Genomic DNA, 13,941 nt, shown 5'->3' on the forward strand with positions numbered 1-13,941 from the left:
GGGTCGGACTACAGGTACTGGCCGGTGTTGCTGGCGGTCTCGATGGACCGTCCGGCCTCGGCGCCCTTGCCGCCGGAGACGAGCGTGCGGATGTAGACGATCCGCTCGCCCTTCTTGCCGGAGATGCGCGCCCAGTCGTCGGGGTTGGTGGTGTTGGGCAGGTCCTCGTTCTCCCGGAACTCGTCGACGCAGGCGTCGAGCAGGTGCTGCAGGCGCAGCCCCTTGCGGCCGGAGGTGAGGAACTCCTTGATGGCCATCTTCTTGCCCCGGTCGACGATGTTCTGGATCATCGCGCCGGAGTTGAAGTCCTTGAAGTAGAGGACTTCCTTGTCGCCGTTGGCGTAGGTGACCTCGAGGAAGCGGTTCTCCTCGGTCTCGGAGTACATCCGCAGGACCACCGCGTCGATCATCGCCGCGACGGTGGCCTGGGCGTCGCCGCCGTGTTCGGCCAGGTCGTCGGCGTGCAGCGGCAGGCCGGCGAGGATGTACTTGGAGAAGATGTCCTTCGCCGCCTCGGCGTCCGGCCGCTCGATCTTGATCTTCACGTCGAGCCGGCCGGGACGCAGGATCGCCGGGTCGATCATGTCTTCCCGGTTGGAGGCGCCGATGACGATGACGTTCTCCAGGCCCTCCACGCCGTCGATCTCGCTGAGCAGCTGCGGGACGATGGTGTTCTCCACGTCCGAGGAGACGCCGGAGCCGCGGGTGCGGAACACGGAGTCCATCTCGTCGAAGAACACGATCACCGGAGTGCCCTCACCGGCCTTCTCCCGCGCCCGCTGGAAGATCAGCCGGATGTGCCGCTCGGTCTCGCCGACGTACTTGTTGAGCAGCTCCGGGCCCTTGATGTTGAGGAAGAAGCTGGTGTGCCGCTCCTTGCCCTCCCGCTCGGCGATCTTCTTGGCCAGCGAGTTGGCCACCGCCTTGGCGATCAGCGTCTTACCGCAGCCGGGCGGACCGTAGAGCAGGATGCCCTTCGGCGGCCGGAGCTGGTGCTCACGGAACAGGTCGGAGTGCAGGAAGGGCAGCTCCACCGCGTCGCGGATCTGCTCGATCTGCGCCTGGAGGCCACCGATGTCCTCGTAGTTGACGTCGGGCACCTCCTCCAGGACCAGTTCCTCGACCTCGCTCTTCGGGATCCGCTCGTAGGCGTACGCCGAGCGGGGCTCGATCATGAGCGAGTCGCCGGCCCGGATCGCGCTGCCGATCAGGGTCTCGGCGAGGTGCACGATCCGCTCCTCGTCGGAGTGCGACACCACGAGCGCCCGGTCACCCGGCGCGCCGTCCGGGCCCGCCAGGATCTCCTTGAGCATCACGACCTCGCCGACCCGCTCGAAACCGAACGCGTCGACGATGTTGAGCGCGTCGTTGAGCAGGACCTCCTGGCCACGGCGCAGCTCGTCGGCCTCCAGCGACGGCGAGACCGCCACCCGGAGCTTGCGCCCGCCGGTGAACACGTCCACCGTGCCGTCGTCGTGCTTGGCCAGGAAGACGCCGTAGCCACTCGGTGGCTGGGCGAGCCGGTCGATCTCCTCCTTGAGCGTCACGATCTGCGCGCGAGCCTCCTTGAGGGTGCTCACGAGCCGTTCGTTGTTCTCGGTCAGCCGCGCCAACTGGGCCTGGGTGGCCGCCAGCCGCTCTTCGAGCTGCCGGACGTGTCGAGGGCTTTCGGTCAACTTGCGCCGCACCAGAGCGAGTTCCTCTTGCAGGAACGCGACCTGCGTGGAGAGATCGTGGGCTTCCTTTTCCCACCGTGCGGCGCGCGAGTCCGCGTCGTCGCTGCGTGCCACGTCCCACCTCCCCGGGGGGCTTGAACGTTCTGACCTAACACTAGCCGCTATGAGCCCGATTCGGTCCACAGCAACGCGCTCGTCACCGAAGCTTGATCGCGAAGGGCTGGTCGCGGGGTGGGTACGGGCGTTCGGGTACCGTCGGAGCGTGGGACGGGAGAACATGGGGGGTGCTTCGTGACCGACGTCGCGACCGACCAGTTGCAGGTCTGGGTCGACCAGGACCTCTGCACCGGTGACGGGCTCTGCGTGCAGTACGCGCCGGAGGTCTTCGAGTTCGACGTCGACGGCCTGGCGTACGTCAAGGGCCCCGACGGCGAACTGCGGCAGGCCCCCGGCGCCCGGGTGGACGTGCCGGAACACCTGCGCCTCGAGGTGATCGACTCGGCGAAGGAGTGCCCGGGCGAGTGCATCCACGTCGTGCGCGGCAGCGACGGCGTGGAGGTGGCCGGCCCGGAGGCCGACGACTGAGGCCCGGACAGCTGCACGACGGGCCGGGGACCACACGTCCCCGGCCCGTCGTTCGTCCGCCTCAGAGCAGGGGCCGGCCGACCACCGAGGCGACCAGCCGGGCGAACTCCTCCAGCCGGGCGATCTGCCCCGCCCCGCCGTCGTCGAGGGTCTTGCCGAAACGCAGCGCGTCGTGCCGGGGCGCGCCCGCCACCTCGTCGCTGGGCGGCGCCTCGTCCAGGGAGCTGAGCAGCAGGTACACGTCGATGCTGTCGACCCGTACGGTGCCGTTCTCGGCCCGCATGAGCCGCCGCCGGCAGCCGACCTCGGTGACTGTCGACAGCGGCACCACCCGCAGCGACGAGGTCATCGCGCCGGGCGGCCCCTCCCCCGGCGGCACGTCCTCGCCGTGCCAGAGCACCAGCCGGCTGCCGTCGCAGACGACGACCTCCTGCCACACGCCGTTCACCTCGTTGACGAACCGCTCCAGCGTGAAGCCGAGCACTGAGGCGCCGCGCAGCACACCGTCGAGCGCCTCCAGCGCGATGTCCGGGTCGCGCAGGTACGCGCGGGCGGCCGACTCCAGGTCGGTGTAGGGCGACCAGTCCGGGAAGACGGCGGGCAGGTCACCGTTGCCGTAACCGGGGTTGCTCACGCCGCCTCCCACCGGGCCGCGCCGCCGTGCTGCCACCGGTCCAGGTCACCGGCACGGGCGCGCCGCCCGACGCGCGCCCCGATCCGCTCGCTCATGCCACCGTCTCCACCCGCTCAGGTGTCGTGCCCACCGGCACACATGATCCGCCCGTACGCGCGCGCCCGCGCGTCGGGGGTCAGGACTCCTGCGGCTCCTGCTCCGCGCGGGCCGCGGCGGCGGCGCGCAGGGCGTCGCGGCGCTGCGCGTACGCCTCGGCGCCCTTGCTGGGCTTGCGGCGGCGCGGCGGCGCGGTGACCCCGGGGGCGAGCTTGCGGGCGGAGACCAGGAACGCGGTGTGGGCGATCATCCGGTGGTCCGGGCGGACCGCCAGCCCTTCGGCGTGCCAGTCGCGCACCAGCGACTCCCAGGCGCGCGGCTCGGTCCAGCCGCCACGCTCGCGCAGCGCCTCGACCAGCTCGGACAGCTGCGGCGTGGTGGCCACGTAGCCGATCAGCACGCCGCCGGGCACCAGCGCCCGCTCGACCATGTCGAGCATCTCCCACGGCGTCAGCATGTCCAGGATGATCCGGTCGAAACCGGTCTCAGCGCAGTCGGCGACGTCGCCGACGTGCAGGTTCCAGGCCGGGTGCGGGCCGTTGAAGAACGCCTCCACGTTTCGGCGGGCGATCTGGGCGAAGTCGTCGCGCAGCTCGAACGAGTGCAGCTCGCCCTCGGTGCCGACGGCCCGCAGCAGCGAGCAGGACAGCGCGCCGGACCCGGCGCCGGCCTCCAGCACCTTGGCGCCGGGGAAGATGTCGCCCATGGCGACGATCTGCGCCGAGTCCTTCGGGTAGATCACCTGGGCGCCCCGCGGCATGGAGAGCACGTAGTCCGACAGCAGCGGCCGCAGCGCCAGGAACGCGGTGCCGCCGCCGGCGGTGGTGACCACGCTGCCGTCGGGCAGGCCGATCAGGGTGTCGTGCTTGAGGATCCCCCGGTGGGTGTGGAACTCCTTGCCGGGCTCCAGCGTCACGGTGTGCATCCGGCCCTTGGGGTCGGTCAGCTGGACCCGGTCGCCCGGCCGGAACGGCCCGCGGTGGACCGGGGGCAACGCCGGGACGGTGGAGATCTCTACGGTCACGTGTTCGTCTTCCGTTTGGGTTCCAGGAGCTGGGCGAGATCCGCGATATGCAGCACGCCGACCACATCTTCGCCTGCCGTCACGACGTACTGCGCGCCCGGGTGGGTGCGTACGGTCTCCAGGACCCGCTCGCCGTCCGCGCCGACCGGCAGGGCCGGCACCGCGGACAGGTCGCGGGCCACCTCATCCACCGCGACCCACGGCCTCCGTTCCGGGGGTACGGCGGCGGCGCGCGCCGGGTCGACCACGGCGACGGTACGGCCGGCGGAGTCGACGACGCCCAGCGCCGCGTCCGGGGTGGCCGCCTCGTCGCGGCGGCGCTGGGCCTCGGCCAGCGGCGTGCCGGTGGGCACCGGCAGCAGCGGGCGGGCCAGCCGGGCCAGGTCGACCAGGTGCAGGCGCCGGCCGATACGGGCCAGCCGGATGGACTGGCCGGCGCCGCGCCACAGCGTCAGCGCGACGAGCAGCAGCAGCGGCAGGGCCAGCGGGGCCAGCGCCCGGCGCATGGTGAGCACCACGACCAGCGCCAACGTGCCCAGCGCGACGGCCCGGCCGACCCAGCCGGCCACCTCGGTGCCGCGGTGCCGGTCGCGGGTGAGCGCCCACACCGCGGCGCGCAGCGCCCGCCCGCCGTCCAGCGGCAGACCGGGCAGGCTGTTGAAGATCGCCACCACGACGTTGCTGACCGCGAGCTGGAAGGCGAGCTGGTGGCCGAGAGTGCCGGCGGGCAACGCGAGGGTGGCGGCGACCGCGCCGGCGCCGAGTACGGCGGACACGGCCGGCCCGGCCAGCGAGATCAGCAGCTCGATCCGCGGCGTGGGTGCGTCGCGGTCCATCTCGGTGTACCCGCCGAGCAGTTCCAGCGTGATCCCGCGCACACCGATGCCGTAGCGGCGGGCGGTCAGCGCGTGCCCCAGCTCGTGCAGCAGCACCGAGCCGAGCAGCGAGACCACGAAGCCGAACCCGACCAGGTAGCCGCCGAGCGGGCCGAGGTCGAGCTGGCGGCGGGCCAGCGCCGCGTACAGCACCGTGACGACGACGGTGAGCAGCAGCATCGAGGCGTCGACGCGCAGCGGCACCCCGAGCACCCGGCCGAGGCTGAGCCCCGGCCGGCGGGGTCCTCGGCTCCGCTGCTGCACCGGCCCGATGCTACGTGAGCGTGCGCGGCGGGCCGCCGCGGTCACTGAGAGGGAGATCCGATCATGCTCCGGTGCGGCGACGGTGGCGGTGTCACAGGCGTGGCCTAACCTTCCGGGCATGACGGCGGAACCGATGATCGACAGCCACGGCGACCAGACGGCACCGGCGCCGGTCACGGTGCGGGCGTCGCTGTCGCCGTCCCGGGCGGCCGACTTCAAGACCTGCCCGCTGCTCTACCGGTTCCGCAGCATCGACCGGCTGCCCGAGCGGCCGACTGTCGAGCAGGCCCGGGGCACGCTCGTGCACGCCGTGCTGGAGCGGCTGTTCGACCTTCCGGCCGCCGCCCGCACCCCTGAGTCGGCGGGCGATCTGGTCGCGCCGCAGTGGGACCGGCTGGTCACCGAGGAGCCGGAGCTGGCCTCGCTGTTCGCCGACGGCGACACCGCCGGGCCGCAGGAGTTCCTCCGGTCGGCGACGGCGCTGCTGGACGGCTACTTCGCGGTGGAGGACCCGCGCCGGCTGGAGCCGGCCGAGCGGGAGGCGCTGATCTCCGCGGTGGTGGACGACGAACTGCTCATCCGGGGCTACCTCGACCGGCTCGACGTGGCGCCCGACGGCGCGCTGCGAGTGGTCGACTACAAGACCGGCGGCGCGCCGCGCGAGGCGTTCGAGGCGCGGGCGTTGTTCCAGCTCAAGTTCTACGCCCTGGTGCTGTGGCGCACCCGGGGCGTGGTGCCGCGGGTGCTGCGCCTGCTCTACCTCAAGGACGCCGAGGTCTGCGACTACGCCCCCGACGCCGACGAGCTGGTGCGCTTCGAGCGCACAGTGGTGGCGCTGTGGCGGGCGATCGAGCAGGCCACCGCCCGGCAGGACTTCCGGCCCCGCCCGAGCCGCCTGTGCGACTGGTGCAGCCACCAGGCGCTGTGCCCGAGCTACGGCGGCACGCCGCCGCCGTTCCCGGTGGCCGCCGCCGCGCCCGACCCGCTGGTGGACGCCCGCTCCCGCCCGGTGGCGCCCGGCGCCGACGAGTAACCTCCGCTCCCGCCCGAGGCGGGCAGAGCGCCGTGGAGGGGACCGACCACACCGCGGTGGCCCGCTCGGTGGTGGTAGAACTGACCGCCCGCCCCCGCCGCCGGCCCTTCCGGTCGCGGATGACCGGGTACGCGCACCACTCCGGCGAGGTGGCGGGGTCGACGGGGGTGCGATGCAGCCACCTCCCGAACAGATGTGGATCATGCGTGCGGGCGTGCACCACCAGCCGGGACGGGTTCGCCGAGCGCGGCGCGCGGCGCTCCCCGGGCCGGGTGAATCCGGCGCCGGGTCGCCCGTCGGACGAATCGGGTATCGGATCGTCCCACGGACGATCGCGGTGCCGGACCACCGTGGAGCGCCCGCGAGCCCGGCACACAGACCGCCCACGATCCGCGCGGACCCGGCGCGCAGAGCGCCTGCGATCCCGGGCGGGCCTGAGCGCGCGGAGCCCGGCCAACCTGCGGGATCGGGGCGGCCTGATCGGCGACCGCGCGACCGGTGACCTCTACGGTGGTTACCGCGGCCCGGCTCACGCCGGGCGGATCGCGCGCGTGCCGGCGCCGACGGGTCCCGGCCGGACCGCCGCCCGGACGACGAGGGGGACGCATGACCGACGGCGCCGTGTCCCGGCCGGTGCGGGTTCTGCTCGCCGACGACCAGCCGCTGCTGCGTACCGGATTCCGGATGGTACTGGGCGCGGAGGACGACCTGGACGTGGTGGGTGAGGCCGGCGACGGCGCGGAGGCGGTGGGCCTGGCGCGGCGGCTGCTGCCCGACGTGGTGCTGATGGACATCCGGATGCCGCGGATGGACGGGGTGACCGCGACGCGCGCGATCGTGTCCGCGCGGCTACCGGTTCGGGTGCTGGTGCTCACCACGTTCGAGCAGGACGAACACGTCGTCGGGGCGCTGCGGGCCGGCGCCAGCGGGTTCCTGACCAAGGATGTGCCGGCCGAGGACCTGGTCGCGGCGATCCGCACGGTGGCGGCCGGGGACGCGGCGATGTCTCCGCGCATCCTGCGCCGGCTGCTGGACCGCTTCGCCGAGATGCTGCCCGATCCGGCCGCCGCGCCGGCGCGGGCACTGGACCCGCTGACCGACCGGGAGCGGGAGGTGCTCACCCACATGGCGCGCGGTCTGTCCAACGCGGAGATCGCCCGGGTGCTGTCGGTCAGCGAGACGACTGTGAAAACCCATGTCGGGCACGTGCTGACGAAGCTACGGTTGCGCGACCGGGTTCAGGCGGTCGTGCTCGCGTACGAGACGGGTCTGGTTCGTCCGGGGCGGTGAGGTGGCGCGGGTCACCTACCGTGACCAGCGGCGGGGCTGATGTGTTGACCATCACGCCGGGTGAGGCTCTAGCGTCGGCGCCGCCGGCCGGTCAGGGGTCACCCTGAGCCCGGATGGGGGTCGACCCTCACCGGAAGATCGGCACGGATTCCACCCCAGGTCGGAGGGCTTTCGGGCTCGCGACCCCGAGGATGGATTCCGCCGCACCGACCAGCGGGGGCGGTGCGGCATTGAGAACGACAGACGGAAGAGGTACATGACGTGACCGCGACGGTAGGCCAAGAGCAGGCCGCGGCCCGGGCGAACGATGTGTGGAAGGTGTACGGCAGCGGCGAGGCGCAGGTCGCCGCGCTGCGGGGGGTGAGCGCCGAGTTCGAGCGCGGCCGGTTCACCGCGATCATGGGGCCGTCGGGTTCCGGGAAGTCCACACTGATGCACTGCCTCGCGGGTCTGGACACGGTGACCAAGGGCACCGTGATGATCGGCGACACCACTGTGACCGGTCTCAACGACGCCGGTCTGACGAAGCTGCGCCGGGACAAGGTCGGCTTCATCTTCCAGCAGTTCAACCTGCTGCCGACGCTCACCGCGCAGGAGAACATCCTGCTGCCGCTGTCGATCGCCGGGCGCAAGCCCGACCCGGCCTGGTACGACGTCGTGATCGACACGGTCGGCCTGCGGGAGCGGCTCGGGCACCGCCCGGCGCAGCTCTCCGGTGGCCAGCAGCAGCGCGTGGCGTGCGCCCGGGCACTCGTGGCCCGCCCCGAGGTGATCTTCGCGGACGAGCCGACCGGCAACCTGGACTCCCGCTCCGGCGCCGAGGTGCTGAAGTTCCTGCGCAACTCGGTACGCGAGCACGGCCAGACCATCGTCATGGTCACGCACGACCCGACCGCCGCCGCGTATGCCGACCGGGTGGTCTTCCTCGCCGACGGGCAGATCGTCTCGGAGTTGATCGAGCCGACCGCCGAGACGGTGCTGGACACGATGAAGAAGCTGGACGCCCCGGTCGAGGTGGGCAACTGATGCTGCGGGCAACGCTCAAGAGCCTGCTGGCGCGCAAGCTGCGCCTGCTGCTGTCCGGGCTGGCGGTGGTGCTCGGCGTCATGTTCGTCTCCGGCGCGTTCGTGCTCACCGACACGCTCGGGCGGTCCTTCGACGCGGTCTTCGCCGACGCGTACGCCGAGGTCGACGTGAGCGTCGAGGCCAAGCCGAAGATCGACGTCTCCACGGCGGAGGGGATGCCGCTGAGCACCCCGATGCCGGCGTCGGTGCTGGACCGGGTCAAGGCGGTGCCCGGCGTCGCCGACGCCGAGGGTGTGGTGGCCGCCGAGGGTGCCCGGATGATCGGCAGCAACGGCAAGGTGGTCACCTCGTTCGGCCCGCCGCAGCTGGGCCAGAACTGGCTCGGTGAGAGCGACCTGCTGGAGCTGCGCGAGGGCCGCGGCCCGCAGGCCGACGACGAGATCGTGATCAACGCCGCGCTGGCCGAGGCGGGCAAGGTCAAGGTCGGCGACCGGGTCGGCGTGCTGACCCTCGCCCCGAAGAAGGAGTTCACGCTCGTCGGCGTGTTCGGCTACAGCGGCGGCCGGGACTCGATCGGTGGCGCGAACGAGGTCCACTTCACGACCCCGGTGGCGCAGCAGCTGATGCTGGGCAAGCCGGACGTGTTCAGCAACATCAGCGTCCAGGCCGCCGACGGCACCACGCCGGCCGCGCTGCGCGACGAGCTGGCCCGCACGCTGGGCGCCGACTACCAGGTCAAGACCGGCGAGCACCTCGCCGCCGACGCCTCGGCCGGCCTCAAGGAAGGGCTGTCGTTCTTCAACAAGATCCTCCTCGGGTTCGCCGCGGTGGCGCTGCTGGTCGGCACGTTCCTGATCCTCAACACGTTCTCGATCATCGTGGCGCAACGCACCCGTGAGCTGGCCCTGATGCGCGCGATCGGGGCCAGCGGCAAGCAGGTCATCGGCTCGGTGGTGCTGGAGGCGCTCGCGGTCGGCCTGATCGCCTCGGTGCTGGGGCTCGCCGCCGGCATCGGCGTGGGCGCGCTGCTGGCGTACCTGTTCGGTCAGCTCGCCGGGGGTCTCACCCTGGCCGGGCTGGGCGTGCCCGCCTCGGCGGTGATCGGCGCGTTCGCGGTCGGCATGCTCATCACTGTGGTCGCCGCGCTGCTGCCGGCGCTGCGCGCCTCGCGCATCCCGCCGATCGCCGCGATGCAGGACGTGGCCACGCCGGACCGGCCGCTGACCAAGGTCACCATCGGCGGTGCCGTGGTCACCGGCATCGGCGCGGTGCTGCTGTTCCTCGGTCTCGGCGGGCACGCCGGCGACAGCACCCTGGCGACCATCCTCGGCGGCGTGCTGTTCGCGTTCATCGGGGTGGCGCTGCTGACCCCGATCATCAGCCGGCCGGTGGTCTCGCTGCTCGGCGCGATGTTCTCCTGGTCGGTGCCGGGCAAGCTGGGCCGGCTCAACTCGGGCCGCAACCCGCGCCGTACCGCGATCACGGCCGCCGCGCTGATGGTGGGCATCGCCCTGGTCACCGGCGTGACGGTGATCCTGGACTCGGCCAAGGGCAGCATCGGCGCGCTGGCCGAGGACACCATCAAGGCGGAGCTGGTGATCTCCGGGTCCACGTCCGGGCCGCGTCCGGCGAGCTTCGACCCGGCGGTCCTGGAGAAGGCCGCCGCGATCCCGGGCGTGCAGATGGTCGACGGTGAGTACGGCGACATGGCAGTGGTCGGCGGCGAGCGGACCTGGGTGGCCGTGTCGAGCAACGTGGCCGCGCTGCAGCAGATCTTCGGGGCGAAGGCCGCCGCCGGTGACATCAGCAAGCTGGCGCCGGACCAGATGCTGGTCAGCTCGGACACCGCGAAGGCACGCAACCTCAGCGTCGGTTCGACGGTGCCGGTGCAGCTGTCCCGTGGCGACGCCCGCACCTACACGGTCAGCGGCATCTACGAGAGTTCACAGCTGACCAACCCGGTGACGCTGCCGCCGCAGGCAACGGCGGACTTCGCCATCCCGCAGCCGATCCAGGGTTTCCTGCAGCTCGCCCCCGGCACGTCGGTGGACGCGGTGCAGCCGCAGATCGAGCGGCTGCTGGCGGACAGCCCCGAGGTGTCGGTGGCCGACCGGGCCGGGTTCATCGAGCAGCAGACCGGTCAGCTGGACTCCCTGCTCCAGATGATCCAGATCCTGCTGGCGCTGGCCATCGTGATCGCCGTGCTGGGCATCATCAACACGCTCGCGCTGTCGGTGCTGGAACGCACCCGGGAGCTGGGTCTGCTGCGGGCGATCGGCCTGCGCCGCGCCCAGACCATGCGCATGATCACGGTCGAGGCGGTGGTGATCTCCATCTTCGGCGCGCTGCTCGGCGTGGTGGTCGGCACCGGTCTCGGCGCGGCGGTGGTGGAGGCGCTCAAGGACGAGGGCATCACCGACCTGATCCTGCCGTGGGGTCAGATGGTGACGTTCCTGATCCTGGCCGCGATCATCGGCGTGGTCGCCGCGGTGCTGCCGGCGATCCGCGCCGCGCGGATCAACGTCCTGGGCGCCATCGCCCACGACTGACGTGAAAGGAAGGGCCCCTTCTTAACGCCTCGTGCATAAGAAGGGGCCCTTCCTAACGGTTGAGCAGCGCCGCGAGCAGCTCCAGGTCCGCCCCGAGCAGGCTCTCCATCTGGTGTACGCCGTCGGCGGGCGCCAGCGGCACCTCGGCCGGAACGGCCAGCACCGCCGCACCGGCTGCCAGCGCGCTCGCCACGCCGGTGGGTGAGTCCTCGATCGCCACGCACCGCTCGACCGGTACGCCCAGCAGACGCGCGGCGGTCAGGTACGGCTCCGGGTGCGGCTTGGCCGCGTCCACCTCGTCGCCGCAGACCACCGCGTCGAAGCTGTCCCGGCCCAGCGTGTCCAGGGCCACCTCGACCAGGGACCGGCCGCTGGAGGTGACCAGCGCGGTGGGGATGCCGGCGTCCCGTACCGCCCGCAGCAGCGCCAGCGCGCCCGGACGCCAGCGCAGCCCGGTGCGGAACAGCTCCAGGATCCGGGCGCTGATCCAGTCGGCGCTTTTCTGCACGTCCCGCTCCGGCTGGCCCAGGTCGTCGTGCACGATCCGCATCGCGTCGGCCATCCCGGTGCCGACGATCGCACGGCGGGCGTCGTCGGACAGGACACCGCCGTAGACGGCGGCCAGTTCCTGCAACGCGACGTCCCACAGTTTCTCGCTGTCGACCAGCGTGCCGTCCATGTCGAAGAGCACGGCGGCGGGGTGCTTGCTGCTCAGCGGGGGCCTCCTTCGATACGGGTACCCCGCCGATCCTGCCAGCCACGCCGGGCCCGCCCGTCACCGTCCCCGCCCCTGGTGACCCGCGGCATCACCCGAGACCGCACGCGCCCAGCGACTTCTCGTATCCCCGGAAGAACGAATCGCTGCGCTGCTCGGCGGTGCCGTGCGAGCCCTCGGCGAACCACGGCTGGTCGGGGTCGTCGCCGACCGCCAGCAGCCCTTCCCGGAACTCCTCCAGGTCGCCGTCCTCCAGCTCCAGCACCCCGGCGCGCACGCTGTCCCCGAGGTACGCCCCGGCCATGCAGTCGGCCTGCAGCTCCTGCTGGATGGTGAAGTTGTAGCGGATGCCGAGCCGCACCTGCATGCCGTGGGCGTACTCGTGGCCGAGCAGGTAGAACAGGAACGCGTCGCCGATCTGCCGGAACGCCGCCACCGACCAGTTCACGTCGTAGGCGATGAAGTCGCCGGCCGAGCAGTACACCGCGTTGTTGCGCGGCAGGCCCTGCCCGGCACAGGCCACCTCGCCCTCCCGGCTGTAGGGCACCACCCGCCGGATCGGGGTGAACCGCTGACCGGAGGCGCGGAACTGCTGCGCCCAGTACCGTTCGGCCAGCCGGACCGCGTCCTCGATGTCCTGCTTGAACTCGGCGACGCTCGTGGTGCCGTCCGCCCGGGTGGTCTGCGACTCGGGCTGCGCGCTGCGCGGGGGTACGGGCTGCTGCGGCTCGCCCTGGTCGACGCCGCCGGCCATGCAGCCGGCCGCGACCAGCGCGGCCACCACCAGCCCGGCGATCGGCCCGCGCCCCTGACGTCCCGCCCTGTCCCCCACCATGACCTCCCGGTTTTCGTACCCGTGTCCCGCAGCAGTACCCCCGGCGGACGCCGGTGATGCTCACCGGCTCACACGCACGGCCGCCGGGAAACGTTCACCAGGCGACGGCCTCCCGGGCGCCCGCGCCGGTCACGCTGGATCGGCCCGGGTACCGTCGCCGGGATGGAGCCGCACCCGTCGTACGCCGGAATTGTCTACTGGCGACGTAGCCTCTGGAACGGCCTGCGGTGCGTGCCGGTGCTGATGACCCTCGACGAGGGCTGGCTGCGGGCCGGCGACCGGCACGGCGCGGAGGTGTTCGCCGCGCCCGTCGGGCAGGTCGAGGCCCGGGGAACGATCTTCGGCACGATGCTGCTCACCGTCGGCGGCCACCGGTACGCCCTGGTCGGCGTGGGCGCCACCGTCTCACCGTCACCGAGCAGGGAACAACTGCGGCGGCTGGACGAGCTCAGCGCCCGCGCCGAGCCGGTGCCCGACCTCGCGTCCTGGTGGGAGACGCTGGCGCGGGCCGGCGTGACGGTGCGCTGAGCGGCGTGGTCAGTCCAGGCCGCGCATGATGTGCGGTTCGCCGTCGTCGTCGCCGAAGCAGCGGTGCAGCACCTGGGCACGCGCCCACAGGTCCAGGCTGCTCGGCGGTCCGACCGGCCCGGTGCCGGCGGGCGCGCTCAGCACGGGAGCCGGGTCCGGCGGGACCTGCGACGTCACCTCGTCGGTCATGTCCGCCCCTTTCGTCGTACCCATGCTCGCCCTCGGGCGTTTCCGCCACGTCAACGCCGACGGCGGGGGCGTGGACGCGCCGCCTGGTCCGGCGTCGGCCCGTACTCCGGTGACGGTAGTCCGCCGAGCCGCCGAGCACAGCCGTATTCCCGACGTCGCCGCAGGTGGCGGCTGGTGATCACGCCTGCGGACCGGGCGGCCCGCAGGTGTCGCCGTGCCAGGCGTCGCGACCCTCGCGCCCGGCTACGGTCTGACGCATGACTGTCGTCCGGTCCATCCTGCTGTTCCTGCTCGCCGCGCTCGCCGAGATCGGCGGCGCCTGGCTGGTGTGGCAGGGCTGGCGGGAGAACCGCGGCCTGCTCTGGATCGCCGCCGGGGTGATCGCGCTCGGCGCCTACGGATTCGTCGCCACGTTCCAGCCGGACCCGAACTTCGGCCGCATCCTCGCCGCCTACGGCGGCGTGTTCGTCGCCGGGTCGCTCGCCTGGGGCATGGTCGTCGACAAGTTCCGGCCCGACCGCTACGACCTCGCCGGCGCGGCCATCTGCCTGGTCGGCGTCGCGATCATCATGTACGCCCCGCGCACGAGCTGACGGCGCGGTGATGAGTTTCCGCGCCCGTT

Annotated in this window: 14 protein-coding genes; 7 read left to right on the forward strand and 7 right to left on the reverse strand. The window is 72.4% G+C overall.

Annotation, left to right across the window (positions count from 1 at the left end):
* Nucleotides 1-8 precede the first annotated feature (8 nt).
* A complete protein-coding gene (arc, locus tag MCBG_RS05335; protein ID WP_043324384.1) occupies nt 9-1,790 on the reverse strand; it encodes a proteasome ATPase in 1,782 nt (593 codons plus the stop codon).
* Between the two features lie 177 nt (nt 1,791-1,967).
* Here arc and MCBG_RS05340 point away from each other — a divergent pair, with 177 nt between their 5' ends.
* Entirely contained in the window at nt 1,968-2,261 is a 294-nt protein-coding gene (locus tag MCBG_RS05340) for a ferredoxin (RefSeq protein WP_043324386.1), read from the forward strand.
* A gap of 61 nt (nt 2,262-2,322) precedes the next feature.
* Here the strand turns inward: MCBG_RS05340 and MCBG_RS05345 are convergent, their stop codons facing one another.
* The 3 genes from MCBG_RS05345 to MCBG_RS05355 form a co-directional block, all read right to left on the reverse strand.
* Nucleotides 2,323-2,895 (reverse strand): hypothetical protein, encoded by a 573-nt coding sequence (locus MCBG_RS05345; protein WP_043330176.1) that lies wholly within the window; start codon nt 2,893-2,895, stop codon nt 2,323-2,325.
* Between the two features lie 175 nt (nt 2,896-3,070).
* Entirely contained in the window at nt 3,071-4,015 is a 945-nt protein-coding gene (locus MCBG_RS05350) for a tRNA (adenine-N1)-methyltransferase (RefSeq protein ID WP_043324388.1), read from the reverse strand.
* Nucleotides 4,012-5,154, reverse strand: a complete 1,143-nt coding sequence (locus MCBG_RS05355) for a M50 family metallopeptidase (RefSeq protein WP_369799271.1) — start codon at nt 5,152-5,154, stop codon at nt 4,012-4,014. Before MCBG_RS05355 ends, MCBG_RS05350 begins: the two co-directional genes overlap by 4 nt.
* Nucleotides 5,155-5,272: 118 nt before the next feature.
* Between MCBG_RS05355 and MCBG_RS05360 the strand changes: the two genes are divergently transcribed.
* The 4 genes from MCBG_RS05360 to MCBG_RS05375 all read left to right on the forward strand — a co-directional run bounded on the left by MCBG_RS05360 (nt 5,273) and on the right by MCBG_RS05375 (nt 11,052).
* The gene (locus MCBG_RS05360; protein WP_043324392.1) at nt 5,273-6,187 is read left to right on the forward strand and encodes a RecB family exonuclease; all 915 of its coding nucleotides are present in this window, start codon (nt 5,273-5,275) and stop codon (nt 6,185-6,187) included.
* A 606-nt stretch (nt 6,188-6,793) separates the two neighbouring features.
* Nucleotides 6,794-7,477 carry a response regulator gene (locus tag MCBG_RS05365; protein ID WP_043324394.1) on the forward strand — a complete coding sequence of 228 codons (684 nt, stop codon included), beginning with the start codon at nt 6,794-6,796 and terminating at the stop codon, nt 7,475-7,477.
* A 261-nt stretch (nt 7,478-7,738) separates the two neighbouring features.
* A complete protein-coding gene (locus MCBG_RS05370) occupies nt 7,739-8,503 on the forward strand; it encodes an ABC transporter ATP-binding protein (protein WP_043324396.1) in 765 nt (254 codons plus the stop codon).
* Nucleotides 8,503-11,052 carry an ABC transporter permease gene (locus tag MCBG_RS05375; RefSeq protein ID WP_043324398.1) on the forward strand — a complete coding sequence of 850 codons (2,550 nt, stop codon included), beginning with the start codon at nt 8,503-8,505 and terminating at the stop codon, nt 11,050-11,052. The genes MCBG_RS05370 and MCBG_RS05375 overlap by 1 nt, the downstream gene beginning before the upstream one ends.
* Before the next feature lie 52 nt (nt 11,053-11,104).
* Here the strand turns inward: MCBG_RS05375 and MCBG_RS05380 are convergent, their stop codons facing one another.
* Both MCBG_RS05380 and MCBG_RS05385 read right to left on the reverse strand, forming a co-directional pair.
* The gene (locus MCBG_RS05380) at nt 11,105-11,743 is read right to left on the reverse strand and encodes an HAD family hydrolase (protein WP_043324400.1); all 639 of its coding nucleotides are present in this window, start codon (nt 11,741-11,743) and stop codon (nt 11,105-11,107) included.
* Between the two features lie 115 nt (nt 11,744-11,858).
* Nucleotides 11,859-12,599: a neutral zinc metallopeptidase gene (locus MCBG_RS05385; protein WP_043330177.1), complete on the reverse strand. Its 741-nt coding sequence runs from the start codon at nt 12,597-12,599 to the stop codon at nt 11,859-11,861.
* Between the two features lie 165 nt (nt 12,600-12,764).
* On the opposite strand from MCBG_RS05385, the gene MCBG_RS05390 reads away from it, so the two are divergent.
* Entirely contained in the window at nt 12,765-13,130 is a 366-nt protein-coding gene (locus MCBG_RS05390; RefSeq protein WP_051610953.1) for a hypothetical protein, read from the forward strand.
* Between the two features lie 9 nt (nt 13,131-13,139).
* Here the strand turns inward: MCBG_RS05390 and MCBG_RS05395 are convergent, their stop codons facing one another.
* Nucleotides 13,140-13,319, reverse strand: a complete 180-nt coding sequence (locus MCBG_RS05395) for a hypothetical protein (RefSeq protein WP_043324402.1) — start codon at nt 13,317-13,319, stop codon at nt 13,140-13,142.
* A 257-nt stretch (nt 13,320-13,576) separates the two neighbouring features.
* Here MCBG_RS05395 and MCBG_RS05400 point away from each other — a divergent pair, with 257 nt between their 5' ends.
* Entirely contained in the window at nt 13,577-13,912 is a 336-nt protein-coding gene (locus tag MCBG_RS05400) for a YnfA family protein (protein WP_043324404.1), read from the forward strand.
* Nucleotides 13,913-13,941 lie beyond the last annotated feature (29 nt).

Origin of the sequence: Micromonospora sp. M42 (assembly GCF_000568915.1) — a bacterium.
GTDB classification, from domain to species: domain Bacteria; phylum Actinomycetota; class Actinomycetes; order Mycobacteriales; family Micromonosporaceae; genus Micromonospora; species Micromonospora chalcea.

Coding starts and splice junctions, on each gene's coding strand:
- MCBG_RS05360 (WP_043324392.1), top strand. CDS start 5,273: ATGACGGCGGAACCGATGATCGACAGCCACGGCGACCAGACGGCACCG.
- MCBG_RS05365 (WP_043324394.1), top strand. CDS start 6,794: ATGACCGACGGCGCCGTGTCCCGGCCGGTGCGGGTTCTGCTCGCCGAC.
- MCBG_RS05375 (WP_043324398.1), top strand. CDS start 8,503: ATGCTGCGGGCAACGCTCAAGAGCCTGCTGGCGCGCAAGCTGCGCCTG.
- MCBG_RS05390 (WP_051610953.1), top strand. CDS start 12,765: ATGGAGCCGCACCCGTCGTACGCCGGAATTGTCTACTGGCGACGTAGC.
- MCBG_RS05395 (WP_043324402.1), bottom strand. CDS start 13,319: ATGACCGACGAGGTGACGTCGCAGGTCCCGCCGGACCCGGCTCCCGTG.
- MCBG_RS05400 (WP_043324404.1), top strand. CDS start 13,577: ATGACTGTCGTCCGGTCCATCCTGCTGTTCCTGCTCGCCGCGCTCGCC.